Raw genomic sequence first — 15,599 nt, 5'->3', positions numbered from 1 at the left:
ATCAATAAATGCACAGCGCGCCCAACCAATGGCGCGTTGTCCACCCGCCGGCAGACGACCGTCGCGCAGGCGGGTGAAGGTAAGCAGATCCGCGCTCTGTTGCAACGAGTAACCGGCGAGCGCATCGGCGCCTTCACAGCCACTGGCCTTGACGCGCAATTGCGCAGGCCAGGGCGCGTCGAGATTCCCCGGGTTGGCGAGGTGGATGTCGTAGAGACCATCGTGTTCGCTGAAGCTCAGGTCGAGCCGACTGTGCAACGCATCGCCGCCGGCCACGGCGCGCAACGTGGTCAGGCTCCAGGCGCGGCGATCGTTGGGCAATGGCAAACGAAACCAGATCAGCCCGGCCAGATGCTCCGGCGGGTCCTCACGCAGCTCCTTTGCAAGTTGGCTCAGTTGCAACGGATCAGCGAGCAGTTCCCGGCGTTGCCCATCGCGCTCGAGCGGTACTTCACTCTCCACCACCGGGGCGCCATCGACATCCGGCAACAGCGCCACACCGTAGGCCGGCAGCGCCAGATAAAACGGCTTGCTGCTGATTTTCCCCCAGTCACTGGCCCAACGCCGGGCCTGCTCAGGGTTGAACAAACCGCGGCGCGGATCACTGACGGCATGCACCTGCAGCACGCTGCTGTCGACGCTTGCCAGCAGCGCCGGCAACCGTGGACTGCCGAGCCACGCCGGCAGTGCGGTGATGCTCAGCGGCAACGCCGCGGGCAACGCGGAACGCAGATGCGTCAGGAACTCGGTGTATTGCGCCAGGCGAGCGTTGCCCGCGTCATGGTCGATTTCGACGCCGCTCAGGGTCAGCCCCTGCGCCTGCCAGTCGGCGACAACCTGAAGAATCTGCGCCGTGACCTGCGATTGATCCAGACTTTTGAGCTGACCATCGAGGCGAATCACCGCGATCAAAGGCCGGCCATCGTGCTGGAGCAACGGCGCATCGATACGCGCACGATGCCAGCCGTCATTGGGGAACGCCTGCAAGGCCAGCACGCGCAATGTCGAAAAGCTCTCGCGACTGTCACGCAGGGCGGCGTCATGAGCCGGAGTCCATTGGCGTTGCCAGATATAAAGTTGTTGATCGAGGGCGGGGGCGTCATGCCGCTCGCACGCAGCGAGCAGCAACGCCGCGATCAAAATCGAAAAGCCGAACCGCATCAAATGCCTATTCCCTGCCGGTACAAAAATGCAGGGTACACAAATCCCTGTAGGAGTGAGCCTGCTCGCGATGGCGTAGTAACGATCGATATCGATGTCGCCTGACACTCAGCCATCGCGAGCAGGCTCACTCCTACAGGGGAGAGTGACTCAGGGCTTGCGGGCGATGATCACCTGACTTTTTGCCACCACCGCATCCAGTGCCTGCTTGATCTGCGCGCCACGGGGCGAATTCAGCACCGCTTGCCAGGTGTCGGCCCAGTGCTTGAGCAACGGGTGATCGGGGTTGCTGAAATCGACCTTGGCTTCCCAGAACAGCAGCATCCACATCGACCAGTAAAAACCGTACTGGCTGTGGCTGATGATCTCCAGCCCGGCGTCGCTGACCATCGCCTTGAACTGCTCTTCGCTGATGATGCGAATGTGGTTGGGCTTCTGGAAATACTCCGGCGCCGCAATGCCCTTCTGCAGGTCTTCGGAACTGGGATGCGGCACGCTCAGCAGGTACAGCGCACCTGGCTTGCCGACGCGCACCAGTTCGGCGAGAAATTGCGCCGGGTCGTCGACGTGCTCGATGACTTCGGTGGACACCACCCGGGTGGCGGTGGCATCGGCAATCGGCAACGGGTTGCAGTCGGTGACGTGACACTCGACGCTGCGCGCCGGGGTATCGCTCAGGCGTTGGCGGGTAGCCTCGACCTTGGCCGCGTCGATGTCGGCAATGATGATCTTCGCCCCGCGCATGCCGCAGAAATGCACGTTGCCTCCGTCGCCACAGCCAACATCGAGCAAGGTGTCCTGCGCGCTCACCACAAAGTCCTTGTACAGCTCGCCGGTCTGCTGGTTGAACCAGCCGCTGAGCATCGCGTCGTGCAGGCCGAGCATGTACGGATCGACCTTGTCGGCGGCAGACTGCGCGGCTGCCGGGGCAGGCGTCGGCGCCGTGAGTTTCTTCAAAAGGCTCAACATGAGGTGGCTCCAGAGGATGGGACGGCGGTTCGCGACGTACCGAGACGGCGCACCAGGGCACTGCCGCGATTGCGCATCGGCATTTCGATGAAACGGTAATTGAGCTCACTGAGCAGCACGATCAGACCGAATGCCAGCAGCAACGTGATCACCGGATGCCCGGCGGGGCTGGGCAGGCCTGCACTCTGCAAACGGAAGATCAATTCACGCACCAGTTGATAGGCGGGAATGTGGATCAGGTAGATGCCATAGGAGCGGCTGCCGATCCACGCCATCAACCGTTGCAGGTGACCGGCCGGCAGCAGGTAATCGCGGTTGTATGACGCGATCCATACCAGCAGCGCACTGAGTACGGCGATGGCGCCGATACGGTAGGAGGTGAAGGTGAACCGGTCGGTGGCCATGTAGCTCAGCACCCCGGCCAGCACAACAAATGCCCCGAGACCGGCCCACCAGCGACGCAGAAAAGTCGGTTCGAAGCGGCGCCAGGAAGGTTGCACGCTCCACATTGCCAGCAATACGCCCAGGGCCAGTGCATCGGTGCGGATCACCATCAACAGCGGCGTGCGCAGGGTGAACAACTGCACCGCCACCAGCGCCAGCAAGGCCCAGACCAGATATTTGCGGCACAGCAGAATCAGCAGCGGAAACAGCAGGTAGAACTGCTCTTCCAGCGACAGGCTCCAGTAGACGAAGCTGCTGCCGTACTCGTAATGAAAGAAGCTGTCGGCGAAACGGAAGTTGGCGTACTGCAGCACGCCCGCCAGCGTCGCCTGCAGGTTGGCGTGCAGCGTGCCGAATGCACCTGAGCGGTTGAGGAACACGCACGCCAGCAACATCAGCGCCAGCCACAGCCACGCCGACGGCAACAGCCGAAAAGCCCGACGCAGCCAGAAGTTGCGCGTCTGCTCCCAGTATTCCCGACGGTTGCTGCACCCCTGCAACGCCGGAATCAGGCTACGGGCGATGACGAACCCGGAAATGGCGAAAAAAAGGTCAACGCCCCACCACGGCTGCGCCCAGCCGTGGATTTTCTCCAGCAGCGGCACCGGATCGGTGAACAGGCTGCCCTGCAGATGATGGAACAGTACACCCAGCACCGCGACGGCGCGCAGCACTTCAATGTCGAGAATGCGTTTGCCGTTCATGGGCCGGGCACCTCGACATCTGCAGCAGGCTGGCGCTCGAACAACTGCGCGAGAAACACCTGCAATCGCTGCTCCGCCACCGCCTGACTGCAGAAACCCTGCAGGCTGCTCACGGCCTGAACAGCCATCCGTGCATAACGTTGCGGATCGTGTTTCGCGACCTCGTAACTGGCGCGATAGGCCACGCACAAAGACGCCCAGTTGGTCACGTAACGCAAGGTGCGGAAGGCTTTGCGCGGGTCGTGCGGCCAGGCCGTCAGTTCGTCGGTGGACTCGATCAGGAACGCATTGTCGACGCTCAGATAATCAATCATTGCCGTCGTGCGTGGCGCCACCGCCGGTTTGCCGCAGGACATGAACTCCATCAGCGGCAGGCACTGCCCTTCGCCGTAGGAGGTGTTGACCACATAGCGAGTCGCCTGCACCAGCCGTTCGTAATCCGCATCCGCCAGATAGCCGTAGATCAGCACGATGCGGCAACGGTAGGACTGGTTCTTGTACAGGTGATGAAGGATATCGCTCAGCGCCAGTTCGGCATCGTGGTGGGTGAGCTTGAGCACCAGCGTGGCGTCGTCGTTTTCACGGAAGGTCACGCAGAATGCACTGAGCATGTCCTCCCAGTTCTTGCGTCCGTCGCCGGGGTTGAACACCGAGGTGTAAACCACACCGTCAAGCAGCAACTCCTGCTCGGTCACCGGCGCCGCAAAATCGATGCCGGTGCCACGGCGCAGGTGCTCGGGGCCGAAGGCATCGAGGTCGAGCTGACGACTGTCGGCCACCAGTCCCTTGATCTTCAGACGCAGCGGGCCGCTCTGCGGCTCGCCCTGCCATTGCGCGCCGCGAGCGGCAAAGCGGTCCCACACCGGAGCCGGCACCGCAACGATCGGGTAATCCTCGCCCATCGCCTCGCGCACCGCGTTGACCGTGTAGCTGGAGTGGGTGATCGCCGCGCCAGAGGCACGCAACACCGTGCGCCAGTCGTTGCGCGGCTCACCGGCAAACGGCTCGTTGGGGATGGTGCTGAATTCCCACGCGAACACCGGCAGCGTCGGGCAGGCCAGGTGCAACGGGGTGCGATGCGGCGGCGAGAACGACAGGAACACGCAAGGTTCGCCGCGAGCCAGGCACTCCAGGTACAACGCGTCGACTTCCTGCGCCGGGTCCCTGACTTCGACCACCCGCCCCAGGCGCTCGAGCACCGGGCGATATTCCTTGAGCACGAAGTAATAGCTGTACTCCGAACGCCCAAGGTTCTGCGCAATGGTGTGCTGGTTGGTTTCCGAATGAATGATGATCAGCATGAGGCGTTATCCGTCACAGACCCGGCGCTCGCCGCGTGAGGCACAAGGCCGAAAAAATCCGCCATGCGCTGCTGCACCGGGGCAAACGCGCAATAGTCATGCATGCGTTCGACCGCCGCCTGCGACATGCGTCGATACTGTTGCGGTTGCGCCTTGGCCATGCGGTAGCTGGCGGCGTAGGCCTCTTTCAGCGAGCCCCAGTCCGGCCGATAGCGCAACGTGCGGTAGATGATCCGGCTGTCCTGGGGCCAGATCGTCAGCTCTTCGCTGGCCTCGACCACGAATGCCACAGATTCGTCGATATAGTCCTGCATCGCCGTATGATCCGGGGCGATGACCGGTTTGCCGCTGGACATGAATTCCATCAGCGGAAGGCACAGACCTTCGCAGCGCGAGGCGTTGACGTAGAAACTCGCCGCCTCGTACAGCTGCGCGTATTGCCTGTCGTCGAGATAGCCATGCAGCACCAGCACCCGGCAGGCGAACGGTGAAAGCTGCGCGAGCAGGGTCATCATCTCGGTGTAGTAGCACGCCAGATCGTTTTGAGTGATCTTCAGCACCAGCGTGGCATCGGGCGTTTCACGAAATGCCCAGCAGAAGGCTGTGACGATGTGGTGCCAGTTCTTGCGCCCATCCCTGGGGTTGAACACGGTGACGTAGACCACACCCTCGACGCTGGTTTCGACCACTGACGAGGTGTCCGGCAATTCCAGTGGCGGCGGCTCGACCACGGGCACCACAGGTGCGCCGGCGATGTTCGGCAAACGTCGTTCAAGCCAGGCATGGACGCGATCGCAAACCAGATCGCGCACGCCTTCCCAGTACCAGTGGTGAAGATATTGCACCCGTGGCACGGCGGGCGACTGCTCGCGGCCAAGGTCCAGTGCCCACAGGCGCAAGTAGTGCCGGGCAATCACGAAACGACGCTTGAGGGTCAGTGCCGGCGGCCGCGCGGCCTCGATCTCGGCCGCCAGTGCGGCCTCTTGTTCGGCAGTCAGGGGCGTGGGAATCAATGCATCGGCAGACAGGCCCAGCGTGCGGCTATCGAACACACACCCCTTGATCGCCAGCGCGGTTCCGGGATTGACCGGCGCACTGACATGGCGCTGGCGGATGGCCGCAAAGTTTTCCCACAGAGGTGTCGGCAGCACCAGCACCGGAAAGTCATCCCCCATCGCCCGACGAATCGCACGTGCGGTATGACTCGACAAGGTGATGACCCGGCCCTGGCGTGCGAGCATCTGCGTCCAGTCCTGGCGCGGATCGTCGTCCCACTGCTCGTCAGGGATCGAATCGAACTCCCACGCGACCACGCACACGGTCGGGCACTCAAGGTCGGTCGGGGTTTTCTGCGGCGGGGTAAACGAGAGGAACAGGCTGTCTTCGCCCGCTGCGCGCAACTGGCGGTAAAGCGGATCGACCTCGGCGGTGCAGGACACCACGTGCACCCGCCCAAGGCTTTCGAGCACCGGGCGATAAGCCTTGAGCACGAAGTAGTAACTGTATTCCGGACGCCCGAGACTCTGGCTGATGGAACGGTCGTTGACGTCCGAGTAAAGAATGAAGTTCATGGCATCCCACGATGAAACCGCCATCCCGGCCGCTTCAATGCATGAGGGCAAGAGCTGCTGGATCGAGATCGGCATGCCGACGGTCGTCCTGCATTTTCTGGCCCGTTTTTGTTCTTGTTTTTAGTTGCCGGCCCACCCTGTTTTCCAGTCACTCGGAAAAACCCCGGGGGAACGCGACGAGGGGCATTCTAAACACATCCGTCGCGGATTCGTGAACCGCCCGGCGAGAATAAATCAAGCTACTCTGACGAGAACTGACCAGTCACGGTTTGGCCAGTTGAAATTGCCGAGCAATTGGCACAGATTGGCAGCCAAACAACTACAACAATGACTTCGCCTGACTTCTTATCGGTATAGCTACCGGTTTGACGGCAAATCCCTTAGAGCCTGTGGGAAGTGGCGAAGATTCAAGACCAAGGGGTCGCTGTTTGAAAAAGCGTCTGTTCGTCACGGGTCTGAGTGGATTCGTGGGACAACATATCCAGTCGCGTCTGGCATCGCCTGACTCAACGTGGGAACTGCTGCCTGCGGCACGTCCCTACGACCTGACGGCACCCCGGAGCCTTGAAGGCCTCTGGACGCAAATGCCCGACGCCGTTATTCACCTGGCAGGCCAGACGTTCGTCCCGCAAGCCTTTCTTGACCCGGCGCGTACCTTCGACATCAATCTGCTCGGCACCCTCAACCTGTTGCAGGCGCTCAAGGCCCGCGGTTTTGCCGGCACGTTCCTGTACGTCAGCTCCGGCGACGTCTACGGTCAGGTCGCTGAAGCCGACTTGCCGATCGGTGAACAGCAACCGCCCTGCCCACGCAATCCGTATGCGGTCAGCAAACTGTCGGCGGAGTTTCTCAGCCTGCAATGGGGCCTGAGTGAAAACTGGCCAGTGCTGGTGGCGCGCCCGTTCAATCATATCGGCACCGGCCAGAAAGACAGTTTCGTCATCGCCAGCGCCGCACGGCAGATCAGCCGGATCAAACTCGGCCTGCAGGCACCTCAACTGGAAGTCGGCGATATCGACGTCACCCGCGACTTCCTCGATGTCGACGATGTGATCTCGGCCTACTTCGCGTTGCTGGAAAAAGGCACGCCGGGGCAGGTCTACAACATCTGCTCGGGGCACGAGCAGAGCATCCGCAGCCTGATCGAACAATTGAGCGATCTGGCGCAGATCGATGTGCAACTGATTCAGGACCCCGCACGCATGAGGCGCGCGGATCAGCGCCGGGTCTGCGGCAGTCACCAACGGCTTGCCCGGACCACCGGATGGGCGCCGCGAATCTCTATACAACAATCCCTGCGGGCGATCCTGTCCGACTGGGAGAAGCGAGTACGACAAGAATGACAAAAAGTGCATTGATCACAGGGATCACCGGCCAGGACGGCGCTTATCTGGCCAGACTGCTGCTCGACAAGGGTTACAAGGTTCACGGTCTGGTGGCACGGCGCAGCAGCGATTCGCGCTGGCGCCTGCGCGAGATGGGCGTCGAAGCCGACATCGTGTATCTGGACGGGGACATGGCCGATGCCTGCTCGGTGCAGCGTGCGGTCATCAAGTCGGCGCCGGACGAGGTGTACAACCTGGCTGCGCAGAGTTTTGTCGCCGCCTCCTGGGATCAGCCGGTAACCACCGGCATCGTCGATGGCCTGGGCGTCACTCACTTGCTCGAAGCGATCCGTCAGTTCAGTCCGCACACCCGTTTTTATCAGGCATCCACCAGCGAAATGTTCGGTCTGATCCAGGCCGAACAGCAGGATGAAAGCACGCCGTTCTACCCGCGCAGCCCTTACGGCGTGGCCAAGCTGTACGGCCACTGGATCACCGTCAACTACCGCGAGAGTTTCAACCTGCACGCCAGCAGCGGCATCCTGTTCAACCATGAATCGCCGCTGCGCGGCATCGAGTTCGTCACCCGCAAGGTCACCGACGCCGCCGCCCGCATCAAGCAGGGCAAGCAGCAGGAACTGGCGCTGGGCAACATCGACGCTAAACGCGACTGGGGCTTTGCCGGCGACTACGTCGAAGCCATGTGGCTGATGCTGCAACAGGACAAGCCTGACGATTTCGTGGTCGCCACCGGCGTCACCACCACCGTGCGCGAGATGTGCCGCATTGCCTTCGACCACGTCGGCCTGAACTACCGCGACTACGTGAAGATCGACCCGGCGTTCTTCCGCCCGGCCGAAGTCGAAGTGCTGCTCGGCAATCCGGCCAAAGCTCAGCGCGTACTGGGCTGGAAGCCGAAAACCGACCTCGACACCCTGATCCGCATGATGATGGATGCGGACATGAAACGCGTCGCCAAGGAGTAGGCCATGCTGATCCCCGTGATTCTGTCCGGCGGTGCCGGTACTCGTTTGTGGCCAGTGTCCCGCGAGGGCCATCCCAAGCCGTTCATGACCCTGCCCGACGGCCAGTCGCTGCTGGGCAAGACCTACCAGCGCGCCGCCGCGTTGCTGGATGGCTGGGGCGACATCGTCACGGTGACCAACCGCGAGTACTACTTCCAGAGCAAGGATCACTATTGCGCCGCCCACGTGTCGCGCCATCGCGGGCACTTCCTGCTGGAGCCTGCCGGGCGCAACACCGCCCCGGCGATTGCCGCCGCCGCCCTGGCGCTGCAGGCATTGCACGGCGACGACGCGATCATGGTGGTGATGCCCGCCGACCATCTGATCGTCAATCAGGACGCCCTCAAGAGCGCCGTCGAACACGCGGTCAATCTGGCAAAGGACGGTTATCTGGTGACTTTCGGCGTGATGCCGACCGCCCCGGAAACCGGTTTTGGCTACATCGAGACCGGCGCGCCGCTGGACGCCAGAGGTGCGGCAAAAGTGCAGCGCTTCGTGGAAAAACCCGACCTGCAAACTGCCACGCATTACCTGGAAAGCGGCAACTTCCTGTGGAACTCGGGCATGTTCTGCTTCACCACCGCCACCCTGATCAACGAGTTGCAACTGCACGCCCCTGAGCTTCTGGAACAGACCCGCGCCTGCATGGCCGCCAGCGCCCCGGTGGAAACCGTCGGCTGCCTGCAACAGGAACTGTCGCCGGCACTGTTCGCTGAAATCACCGACATCTCCATCGATTACGCGTTGATGGAGCGCTCGGAAAAAGTCGTGGTGGTGCCCGCCGGTTTCGACTGGAGCGACATCGGTTCGTGGGGCGCCGTGGCGGCGCTGGTTCCCGCCGATGCCGACAACAATCGCGCCAGCGGCGAAGCGATCTTCATCGACAGCCACAACAACTTCGTGCAGAGCGAAGGCCGGCTGGTGGCCACGGTGGGCGTCGATGACCTGATCATCGTCGACACCGCCGACGCGGTGCTGGTGGCCCACGCCGACCGTGCCCAGGATGTACGGCGGGTCGCCAGGCAGCTCAAGGACAAATCCCACGAAGCCTATCGCCTGCATCGTACGGTCAGCCGCCCATGGGGCACCTACACCGTGCTGGAGGAAGGCCCGCGCTTCAAGATCAAGCGCATCGTGGTCAAGCCCGGCGGCAAGCTGTCGTTGCAAATGCATCATCACCGCAACGAACACTGGGTGGTGGTCGAAGGCATGGCCAAGGTCACCAACAATGGCACCGGTACGCATCTGGTGGCCAAGAACGAATCGACGTTCATCGCCGCCGGTCACAAGCATCGTCTGGAAAATCCGGGGGTGATCGACCTGGTGATCATCGAAGTGCAAAGCGGCGAATACCTGGGCGAAGACGACATTGTTCGCTTCGAAGACCATTACGGCAGGACGGTTTAAATGCTGCTTTCCCTGTACCGCTCGCTACACAGCTACCGGGGATTCATCCTCGGCAGCGTGCAACGGGAGTTTCAAGCGCGTTATCGCAATTCGCTGTTCGGCGCCTTGTGGCCCGTGTTCAATCCGCTGTCGATGATCATTGTCTACACCGTGGTTTTTTCCCACATCATGCGCGCCCGTCTGCCTGGGGTGGACGACAGCATGGCCTACAGCGTCTACCTCTGCGCCGGGCTGCTGGCCTGGGGGTTATTCTCGGAGATCACCCTGCGCAGCCAGAACATGTTTCTGGAAAACGCCAATCTGTTGAAGAAAATCAGCTTTCCACGCATTTGCCTGCCGGTGATCGTGCTGTGCAACGCGGTGATCAATTTCGCCATCATCATCGGTCTGTTCCTCGGCTTTCTGCTGATCAGCGGGCGCTGGCCGGGCATGGCCCTGCTGGCCCTGATTCCGTTGATTGTGCTGCAAATGATGTTCTGCGCCGGCCTGGGCATGATCCTGGGCGTGTTGAACGTGTTCTTTCGTGATGTCGGCCAGCTCTTCGCCATCTGCCTGCAATTCTGGTTCTGGCTGACACCGATCGTGTACCCGATGAGCATTCTCCCGGAATGGGTCCAGCGCCTGCTGCAACTGAACCCGCTGACCAACCTGATCGGCAGCTATCAGAACCTGTTCCTGTATGGACAATGGCCAGTCTGGAGTTCGCTGCTGCCCGTCTTCCTCTGCGCAGTGGTGCTGTGCCTGATCGGCCTGCGGCTGTTTCGCCAGCGCGTCGGCGAAATGGTGGATGAACTCTGATGGGGCATATTCGCGTGACCGGCCTGGGCAAGGCCTACAAACAGTATCCGACCCGCTGGAGCCGTCTGGCGGAATGGCTGATTCCGCTGTCGCCCATTCGTCACCATCAGCACTGGGTGCTGCAGGACGTCGCTTTCGAGGTCGCGCCCGGTGAAGCGGTGGGCATCGTGGGGGCCAACGGTGCCGGCAAGAGCACCTTGCTGAAGATGATCACCGGCACCACTCACCCGACCTGCGGCACCATCGAAATCGAAGGACGCGTTGCGGCGCTGCTGGAGCTGGGCATGGGCTTCCACCCGGATTTTACCGGCCGCCAGAATGCGATCATGGCCGGCCAGCTGTTGGGCCTGCAGGTCGACGAAATCGAAGCGCTGATGCCCGAGATCGAACACTTCGCGGAAATCGGCGACGCCATTGATCATCCGGTGCGTACCTATTCCAGCGGCATGCAGATGCGCCTGGCCTTCAGTGTGGCCACCGCACGGCGCCCCGATATCCTGATCGTCGATGAAGCCCTGTCGGTGGGTGACGCCTATTTCCAGCACAAGAGCTTCGAACGCATCCGCAGCTTCCGCAAGGCCGGCACCACGTTGCTCATCGTGTCCCACGACCGGTCGGCGATCCAGTCGATCTGCGACTCGGCGATCCTGCTCAAGGACGGCCACATGGCGATGTACGACAAGCCGGAAGTGGTACTGGACTATTACAACGCGCTGATGGCCGAGCGCGAGGGCCAGGTCGTACGCCAGGAAATGCTCGCCGGTGGCGAAGTACAGACGGTGTCCGGCACCGGCGAAGCCGCCATTCTCGGCGTACGCCTGCTGGATGAACAGGATCGCGCCATCGATGCCGCCGAAGTCGGTCAGCCGGTGGTACTGGAAGTGCAGGTCGAGGTTCGCCGCGACATTGAACGAATGGTGCTCGGCTTCATCCTCAAGGATCGTCTCGGCCAGATGATGTATGGCATCAACACTCATCGTCTGGGCAAGGCCCTCACCGATCTGCACGCCGGCGAACGCTTCACTTACCGCTTTGCCTTCGTGATGGGCCTGGGCAAGGGCAACTACTCGGTTTCACTGAGCCTTTCGCGTCTGGACTCTCACCTGGATCGCAATTTCGAATGGCGCGACTACGGCCTGGTGTTCCATGTGATCAACAACCGTCAGGAGGACTTCGTCGGCTGTTCGTGGCTCAACGCCAAGACCTCGATTAGGCGCCACACCACGCTGACCACCGAGCGCGCGCCATGACCCGACTGCTGGTGGAGTGCTCTCATGTGTTCAAGCACCCGGCCATCAACTCCGGGATCCAGCGCGTGGTACGCAATGTCATCAATCAATTGCCACACCGGGTGGATGACGTCGAATGCCTGCCGGTGGTTTCGCTCAACGATCAGCTCTACCGGGTCACGCGCCTGGCTGCGCTGGACGCACCGCTGCTCAATGCTGTTGCGACCTTTGGCGAACGTCTGGAGCGCGTTGCCCATAGAGTCTGGCAACTGCAACAGCAACTGGACCGAAAATGCACGTCGAAGCTGGCGCGCAGACTGCTGTATGTGACGTACCGGCTGACCATGGCCGGTGCTTTCAGCTTGCCGTTGCGCCTGTTGCGGCGCATCAACCGCAGGCAACTGCTCAAGCGCTGCACACCGTTGCAGCACGAGCCCGGCGATCAACTGGTGTTGCTCGATTCATCCTGGCATTCGGACTTTTTCCCCCACGTCGAACAGCTCAAGCGCGACGGCGTGGGCATTGTCGCGGTGATCTACGACCTGATCCCGCTGACCCACCCGCAGTTCTACGACGCACGGCTGGTGCAGGTCTTTGGCGAATGGTTCGACTGGATCACCCGCACGGCCGACGGCTACATGGCGATTTCCGCAACCGTACGCGATCAGGTACGCGCAGAACTGCAACGGCGGATCGGCCCGGCGCAGGCCGACAAGCGCTGGTTTGACTACTTTCACCTCGGCTCCGAACTGGATCTGCACAGTCCCGATGCCACGATCGAGCCGCGTCTGCAGCAGCTGTTCGCCACGCCAGAGCTGGTGTTGCTGATGGTCAGCACCATTGAGCCGCGCAAGAATCACGATTATCTGCTCGATGCGTTCGAGCATGCCTGGGCTGCCGGCTCCACCGCGCGGCTGTGCATCGCCGGACGCATCGGCTGGAAATGCGATGCCCTGCTCGCCCGGGTGCGCAACCACCCCGAGCTGAACCGCCGCCTGTTCATGTTCAACGATTTGAGCGACACCAGCCTCGAACACGCCTACGCCCACGCCAGCGCACTGGTGTTTCCTTCGTTTGTCGAGGGATTCGGGCTGCCGCTGGTAGAAGCCATGCAGCGTGGATTGCCGGCCATGGGCAGCGATATCGAGGTGTTCCGCGAAATAGGCGGCGAATTCATGGCCTACTTCGATTTGCAGACACCACAAAGCCTCGCGGATCTGATCGTCCGGTTTGAAAGCAGCGGTCAATTCCCGGCGGCACGGGATGTGGCCGACTGGCGCTGGATCGGTTGGCGCGAGGCCAGTGCGCAACTGGCCGAACGCACCGCGCGCAATGTTCAGGAAGCGCCGAAGGCGCCAGCGAGGCTGCATGCGCATTGCCCTTAACGCCCGAATTCTGCAGGCGCCTCGCACCGGTATCGGCCAGTACGTCGCCGAGTTGGTGCACGCGTTGCGCAGTGAACGCGAGGTTGAAGTGACACTGTTCAACGGCTGGGGCTGGAGTTCAGCGTTGCCCGAGGCGGCGATGCCCGGCTATTCACGCCTGACACCGCTGCTGCGGCAGATTCCTGGCGCCTATCAGGCGCGACGCTGGCTGGAACAGAAACGGTTCGATCAGGGCCGTGCGCAGAATTTCGACCTGTACCACGAACCGAGCCTGTGGCCGCTGCATTTCGACGGCCCGACCGTGATCACCCTGCACGACCTGACGCACCTGCATTTTCCCGACACCCAGCCCCCGACACGGCTCAGGGAAATCGAGCGGCGTCTGGCCAGCGGCGTGCAGCAGGCGCAACGGATCCTTACGGACTCACAAGCGATCGCCGATGAAGCGCAAGCGTACTTCGGCCTGCCCGCCGAGCGATTTGTGGTCGCACCGCTGGGCGTGGCCGAACGTTTTCATCCACGTGAGCCCCAGGCGATCGAGGCAGTGCTCAAGGCCCATGCCGTCGAGGCGCGGGAATACTTCCTGTGCGTCGGCACACTGGAGCCACGCAAGAATCTCAATCTGGCCCTGCGTGCCCACGCCTTGTTGCCGGAATCGTTGCGCCAGCGCTTTCCACTGCTGATCGTCGGTATGGCCGGCTGGCAGCAAGCACAGTTCAACAACGAGTTACGTCAGGCCCTGGCTTGTGGGCATGTTTGCCTGCTCGGTTACCTGCCCGATGAGCAAGTGGCGCAGTTGCTGGCCGGTGCCCGGGCGCTGGTGTTTCCATCGTTGTACGAAGGCTTCGGCCTGCCCGTGCTGGAAGCGATGGCCAGCGGCACGCCAGTAATTCTCACCCGCTCCTCGGCCATGCCCGAAGTTGCAGGCGACGCGGGCAATTATATTGAAGCTGACGACGCAGAAGGCCTGCGCGACGCAATGAGCCGGCTGATCGACGATCACGCGCATTGGCAGGCCTGCCGAGAAGCCGGACTGCAACAGGCGCAGCTGTTTTCCTGGCTACGTTGTGCACAGGCTACGGCCGGTGCCTACCGCCAGGCTTTGGGAGGTTGAATGCGAGTTCTTCATTTTTTCAAGACGTACCTGCCGGACTCCGTTGGCGGCATCGAGCAAGTGATCTTCCAATTGTGCGAAAGCGGCGCCCAGCACGGCATCGATGGCAAGGTTCTGGCCCTCAGCGCCAACCCCAATCCACCCGTCGTGCAACTCGGTCAGCATGAAGTGCATCGCGCTCGTCTCGACATCCAGTTCGCCTCCACGGGATTTTCCTGGAGCGTGTTCAAACAGTTTCGCGAAATGGCCGCCGAGGCCGACGTGGTCAACTACCACTTCCCTTGGCCGTTCATGGATCTGGTGCATTTCGCCAGCGCCCTGAACAAACCGAGCGTGGTCACTTATCACTCCGACATCATCCGTCAGAAGCATCTGCTCAGACTCTACCGGCCGCTGATGAATCGCTTTCTCGCCAGCGCTGACCGGATTGTCGCCGCCTCGCCGAACTACCTGCACACCAGCGACGTATTGCAGAAATTTCAGGACAAGACCCGGGTGATTCCCTACGGCCTGAACAAATCAGGTTATCCACAGGCCGATGGCGAACGGATGAACCGCTGGCGCCAGCAGCTTGGGGATAAGTTTTTCCTGTTCGTCGGGGTCATGCGGTATTACAAGGGCCTGCACATCCTGCTCAATGCCCTGCAAGACCTCGATTACCCGGTGGTGATCGTCGGCGCCGGGCCACTGGAGCGGGAGCTGCATGCCCAGGCGGCCGCTCTGGGATTGCGCCACATTCACTTCCTCGGCCGTCTCTGCGATGAAGACAAAGTCGCGCTCCTGCAACTGAGCTACGCCATCGTGTTTCCGTCGCACCTGCGTTCCGAAGCCTTCGGCATCTCCTTGCTGGAAGGCGCGATGTACGGCAAGCCGATGATCTCCAGCGAGATCGGCACCGGCACCAGTTACATCAATATCCACAACGAAACCGGTCTGGTAGTACCGCCCGGCAATCCACTGGCCTTTCGCGAGGCGATGCGCACGCTGTGGGAAGACCCGGTGCGTGCGGCAGCCATGGGCGTCAAGGCAGAGGCGCGCTACCGGCAGTTATTCACAGCCGATGAAATGGGTCGCAAGTGGACCGAGTTGTACCAGGAACTGCTCGAAGAAAAGGCCCTGTCCTACGCCTGATCCACCAAAACACCGATCCTCTGTAGGAGCTGCCG

13 protein-coding genes are annotated in these 15,599 nt (G+C 61.8%); 8 read left to right on the top strand and 5 right to left on the bottom strand.

Annotated elements, in window-relative coordinates:
• From DBR18_RS02250 to DBR18_RS02230, 5 genes are all read right to left on the bottom strand, one after another.
• Positions 1–1,161: DUF3142 domain-containing protein (locus DBR18_RS02250; protein WP_108589184.1), on the bottom strand; the 1,161-nt coding region annotated here is incomplete at its 3' end.
• A 150-nt stretch (positions 1,162–1,311) separates the two neighbouring features.
• Positions 1,312–2,130 (bottom strand): class I SAM-dependent methyltransferase, encoded by an 819-nt coding sequence (locus DBR18_RS02245; RefSeq protein WP_108589094.1) that lies wholly within the window; start codon positions 2,128–2,130, stop codon positions 1,312–1,314.
• Positions 2,124–3,278 carry an acyltransferase gene (locus DBR18_RS02240; RefSeq protein WP_108589093.1) on the bottom strand — a complete coding sequence of 385 codons (1,155 nt, stop codon included), beginning with the start codon at positions 3,276–3,278 and terminating at the stop codon, positions 2,124–2,126. Before DBR18_RS02240 ends, DBR18_RS02245 begins: the two co-directional genes overlap by 7 nt.
• Entirely contained in the window at positions 3,275–4,579 is a 1,305-nt protein-coding gene (locus tag DBR18_RS02235; RefSeq protein WP_108589092.1) for a glycosyltransferase, read from the bottom strand. Before DBR18_RS02235 ends, DBR18_RS02240 begins: the two co-directional genes overlap by 4 nt.
• Positions 4,573–6,150: a glycosyltransferase gene (locus DBR18_RS02230; RefSeq protein WP_108589183.1), complete on the bottom strand. Its 1,578-nt coding sequence runs from the start codon at positions 6,148–6,150 to the stop codon at positions 4,573–4,575. Before DBR18_RS02230 ends, DBR18_RS02235 begins: the two co-directional genes overlap by 7 nt.
• Positions 6,151–6,578: 428 nt before the next feature.
• Between DBR18_RS02230 and DBR18_RS02225 the strand changes: the two genes are divergently transcribed.
• Genes DBR18_RS02225 through DBR18_RS02190 form a run of 8 tightly spaced genes read left to right on the top strand, consistent with a single transcriptional unit; the run spans position 6,579 to position 15,564 of the window.
• The gene (locus DBR18_RS02225; RefSeq protein WP_108589091.1) at positions 6,579–7,493 is read left to right on the top strand and encodes a GDP-mannose 4,6-dehydratase; all 915 of its coding nucleotides are present in this window, start codon (positions 6,579–6,581) and stop codon (positions 7,491–7,493) included.
• The gene (gmd, locus tag DBR18_RS02220; RefSeq protein ID WP_108589090.1) at positions 7,490–8,461 is read left to right on the top strand and encodes a GDP-mannose 4,6-dehydratase; all 972 of its coding nucleotides are present in this window, start codon (positions 7,490–7,492) and stop codon (positions 8,459–8,461) included. The genes DBR18_RS02225 and gmd overlap by 4 nt, the downstream gene beginning before the upstream one ends.
• Before the next feature lie 3 nt (positions 8,462–8,464).
• Positions 8,465–9,907, top strand: a complete 1,443-nt coding sequence (locus tag DBR18_RS02215; RefSeq protein ID WP_108589089.1) for a mannose-1-phosphate guanylyltransferase/mannose-6-phosphate isomerase — start codon at positions 8,465–8,467, stop codon at positions 9,905–9,907.
• A complete protein-coding gene (locus tag DBR18_RS02210) occupies positions 9,908–10,705 on the top strand; it encodes an ABC transporter permease (protein WP_108589088.1) in 798 nt (265 codons plus the stop codon). It abuts the gene before it with no gap.
• Entirely contained in the window at positions 10,705–11,955 is a 1,251-nt protein-coding gene (locus tag DBR18_RS02205; RefSeq protein ID WP_108589087.1) for an ABC transporter ATP-binding protein, read from the top strand. Before DBR18_RS02210 ends, DBR18_RS02205 begins: the two co-directional genes overlap by 1 nt.
• Positions 11,952–13,319: a glycosyltransferase family 1 protein gene (locus DBR18_RS02200; RefSeq protein ID WP_108589086.1), complete on the top strand. Its 1,368-nt coding sequence runs from the start codon at positions 11,952–11,954 to the stop codon at positions 13,317–13,319. The genes DBR18_RS02205 and DBR18_RS02200 overlap by 4 nt, the downstream gene beginning before the upstream one ends.
• Positions 13,303–14,433, top strand: a complete 1,131-nt coding sequence (locus tag DBR18_RS02195) for a glycosyltransferase family 1 protein (RefSeq protein ID WP_108589085.1) — start codon at positions 13,303–13,305, stop codon at positions 14,431–14,433. Before DBR18_RS02200 ends, DBR18_RS02195 begins: the two co-directional genes overlap by 17 nt.
• The gene (locus DBR18_RS02190) at positions 14,434–15,564 is read left to right on the top strand and encodes a glycosyltransferase family 4 protein (protein WP_108589084.1); all 1,131 of its coding nucleotides are present in this window, start codon (positions 14,434–14,436) and stop codon (positions 15,562–15,564) included. It abuts the gene before it with no gap.
• Positions 15,565–15,599 lie beyond the last annotated feature (35 nt).

The sequence above is a fragment of the Pseudomonas sp. HMWF021 genome (assembly GCF_003061005.1).
Classification (GTDB): domain Bacteria; phylum Pseudomonadota; class Gammaproteobacteria; order Pseudomonadales; family Pseudomonadaceae; genus Aquipseudomonas.
This window is presented reverse-complemented; position numbering and strand designations above follow the sequence as displayed.

Coding starts and splice junctions, on each gene's coding strand:
- DBR18_RS02195 (WP_108589085.1), top strand. CDS start 13,303: ATGCGCATTGCCCTTAACGCCCGAATTCTGCAGGCGCCTCGCACCGGT.
- DBR18_RS02245 (WP_108589094.1), bottom strand. CDS start 2,130: ATGTTGAGCCTTTTGAAGAAACTCACGGCGCCGACGCCTGCCCCGGCA.
- DBR18_RS02190 (WP_108589084.1), top strand. CDS start 14,434: ATGCGAGTTCTTCATTTTTTCAAGACGTACCTGCCGGACTCCGTTGGC.
- DBR18_RS02215 (WP_108589089.1), top strand. CDS start 8,465: ATGCTGATCCCCGTGATTCTGTCCGGCGGTGCCGGTACTCGTTTGTGG.
- DBR18_RS02210 (WP_108589088.1), top strand. CDS start 9,908: ATGCTGCTTTCCCTGTACCGCTCGCTACACAGCTACCGGGGATTCATC.
- DBR18_RS02240 (WP_108589093.1), bottom strand. CDS start 3,278: ATGAACGGCAAACGCATTCTCGACATTGAAGTGCTGCGCGCCGTCGCG.
- gmd (WP_108589090.1), top strand. CDS start 7,490: ATGACAAAAAGTGCATTGATCACAGGGATCACCGGCCAGGACGGCGCT.
- DBR18_RS02235 (WP_108589092.1), bottom strand. CDS start 4,579: ATGCTGATCATCATTCATTCGGAAACCAACCAGCACACCATTGCGCAG.
- DBR18_RS02230 (WP_108589183.1), bottom strand. CDS start 6,150: ATGAACTTCATTCTTTACTCGGACGTCAACGACCGTTCCATCAGCCAG.
- DBR18_RS02200 (WP_108589086.1), top strand. CDS start 11,952: ATGACCCGACTGCTGGTGGAGTGCTCTCATGTGTTCAAGCACCCGGCC.
- DBR18_RS02205 (WP_108589087.1), top strand. CDS start 10,705: ATGGGGCATATTCGCGTGACCGGCCTGGGCAAGGCCTACAAACAGTAT.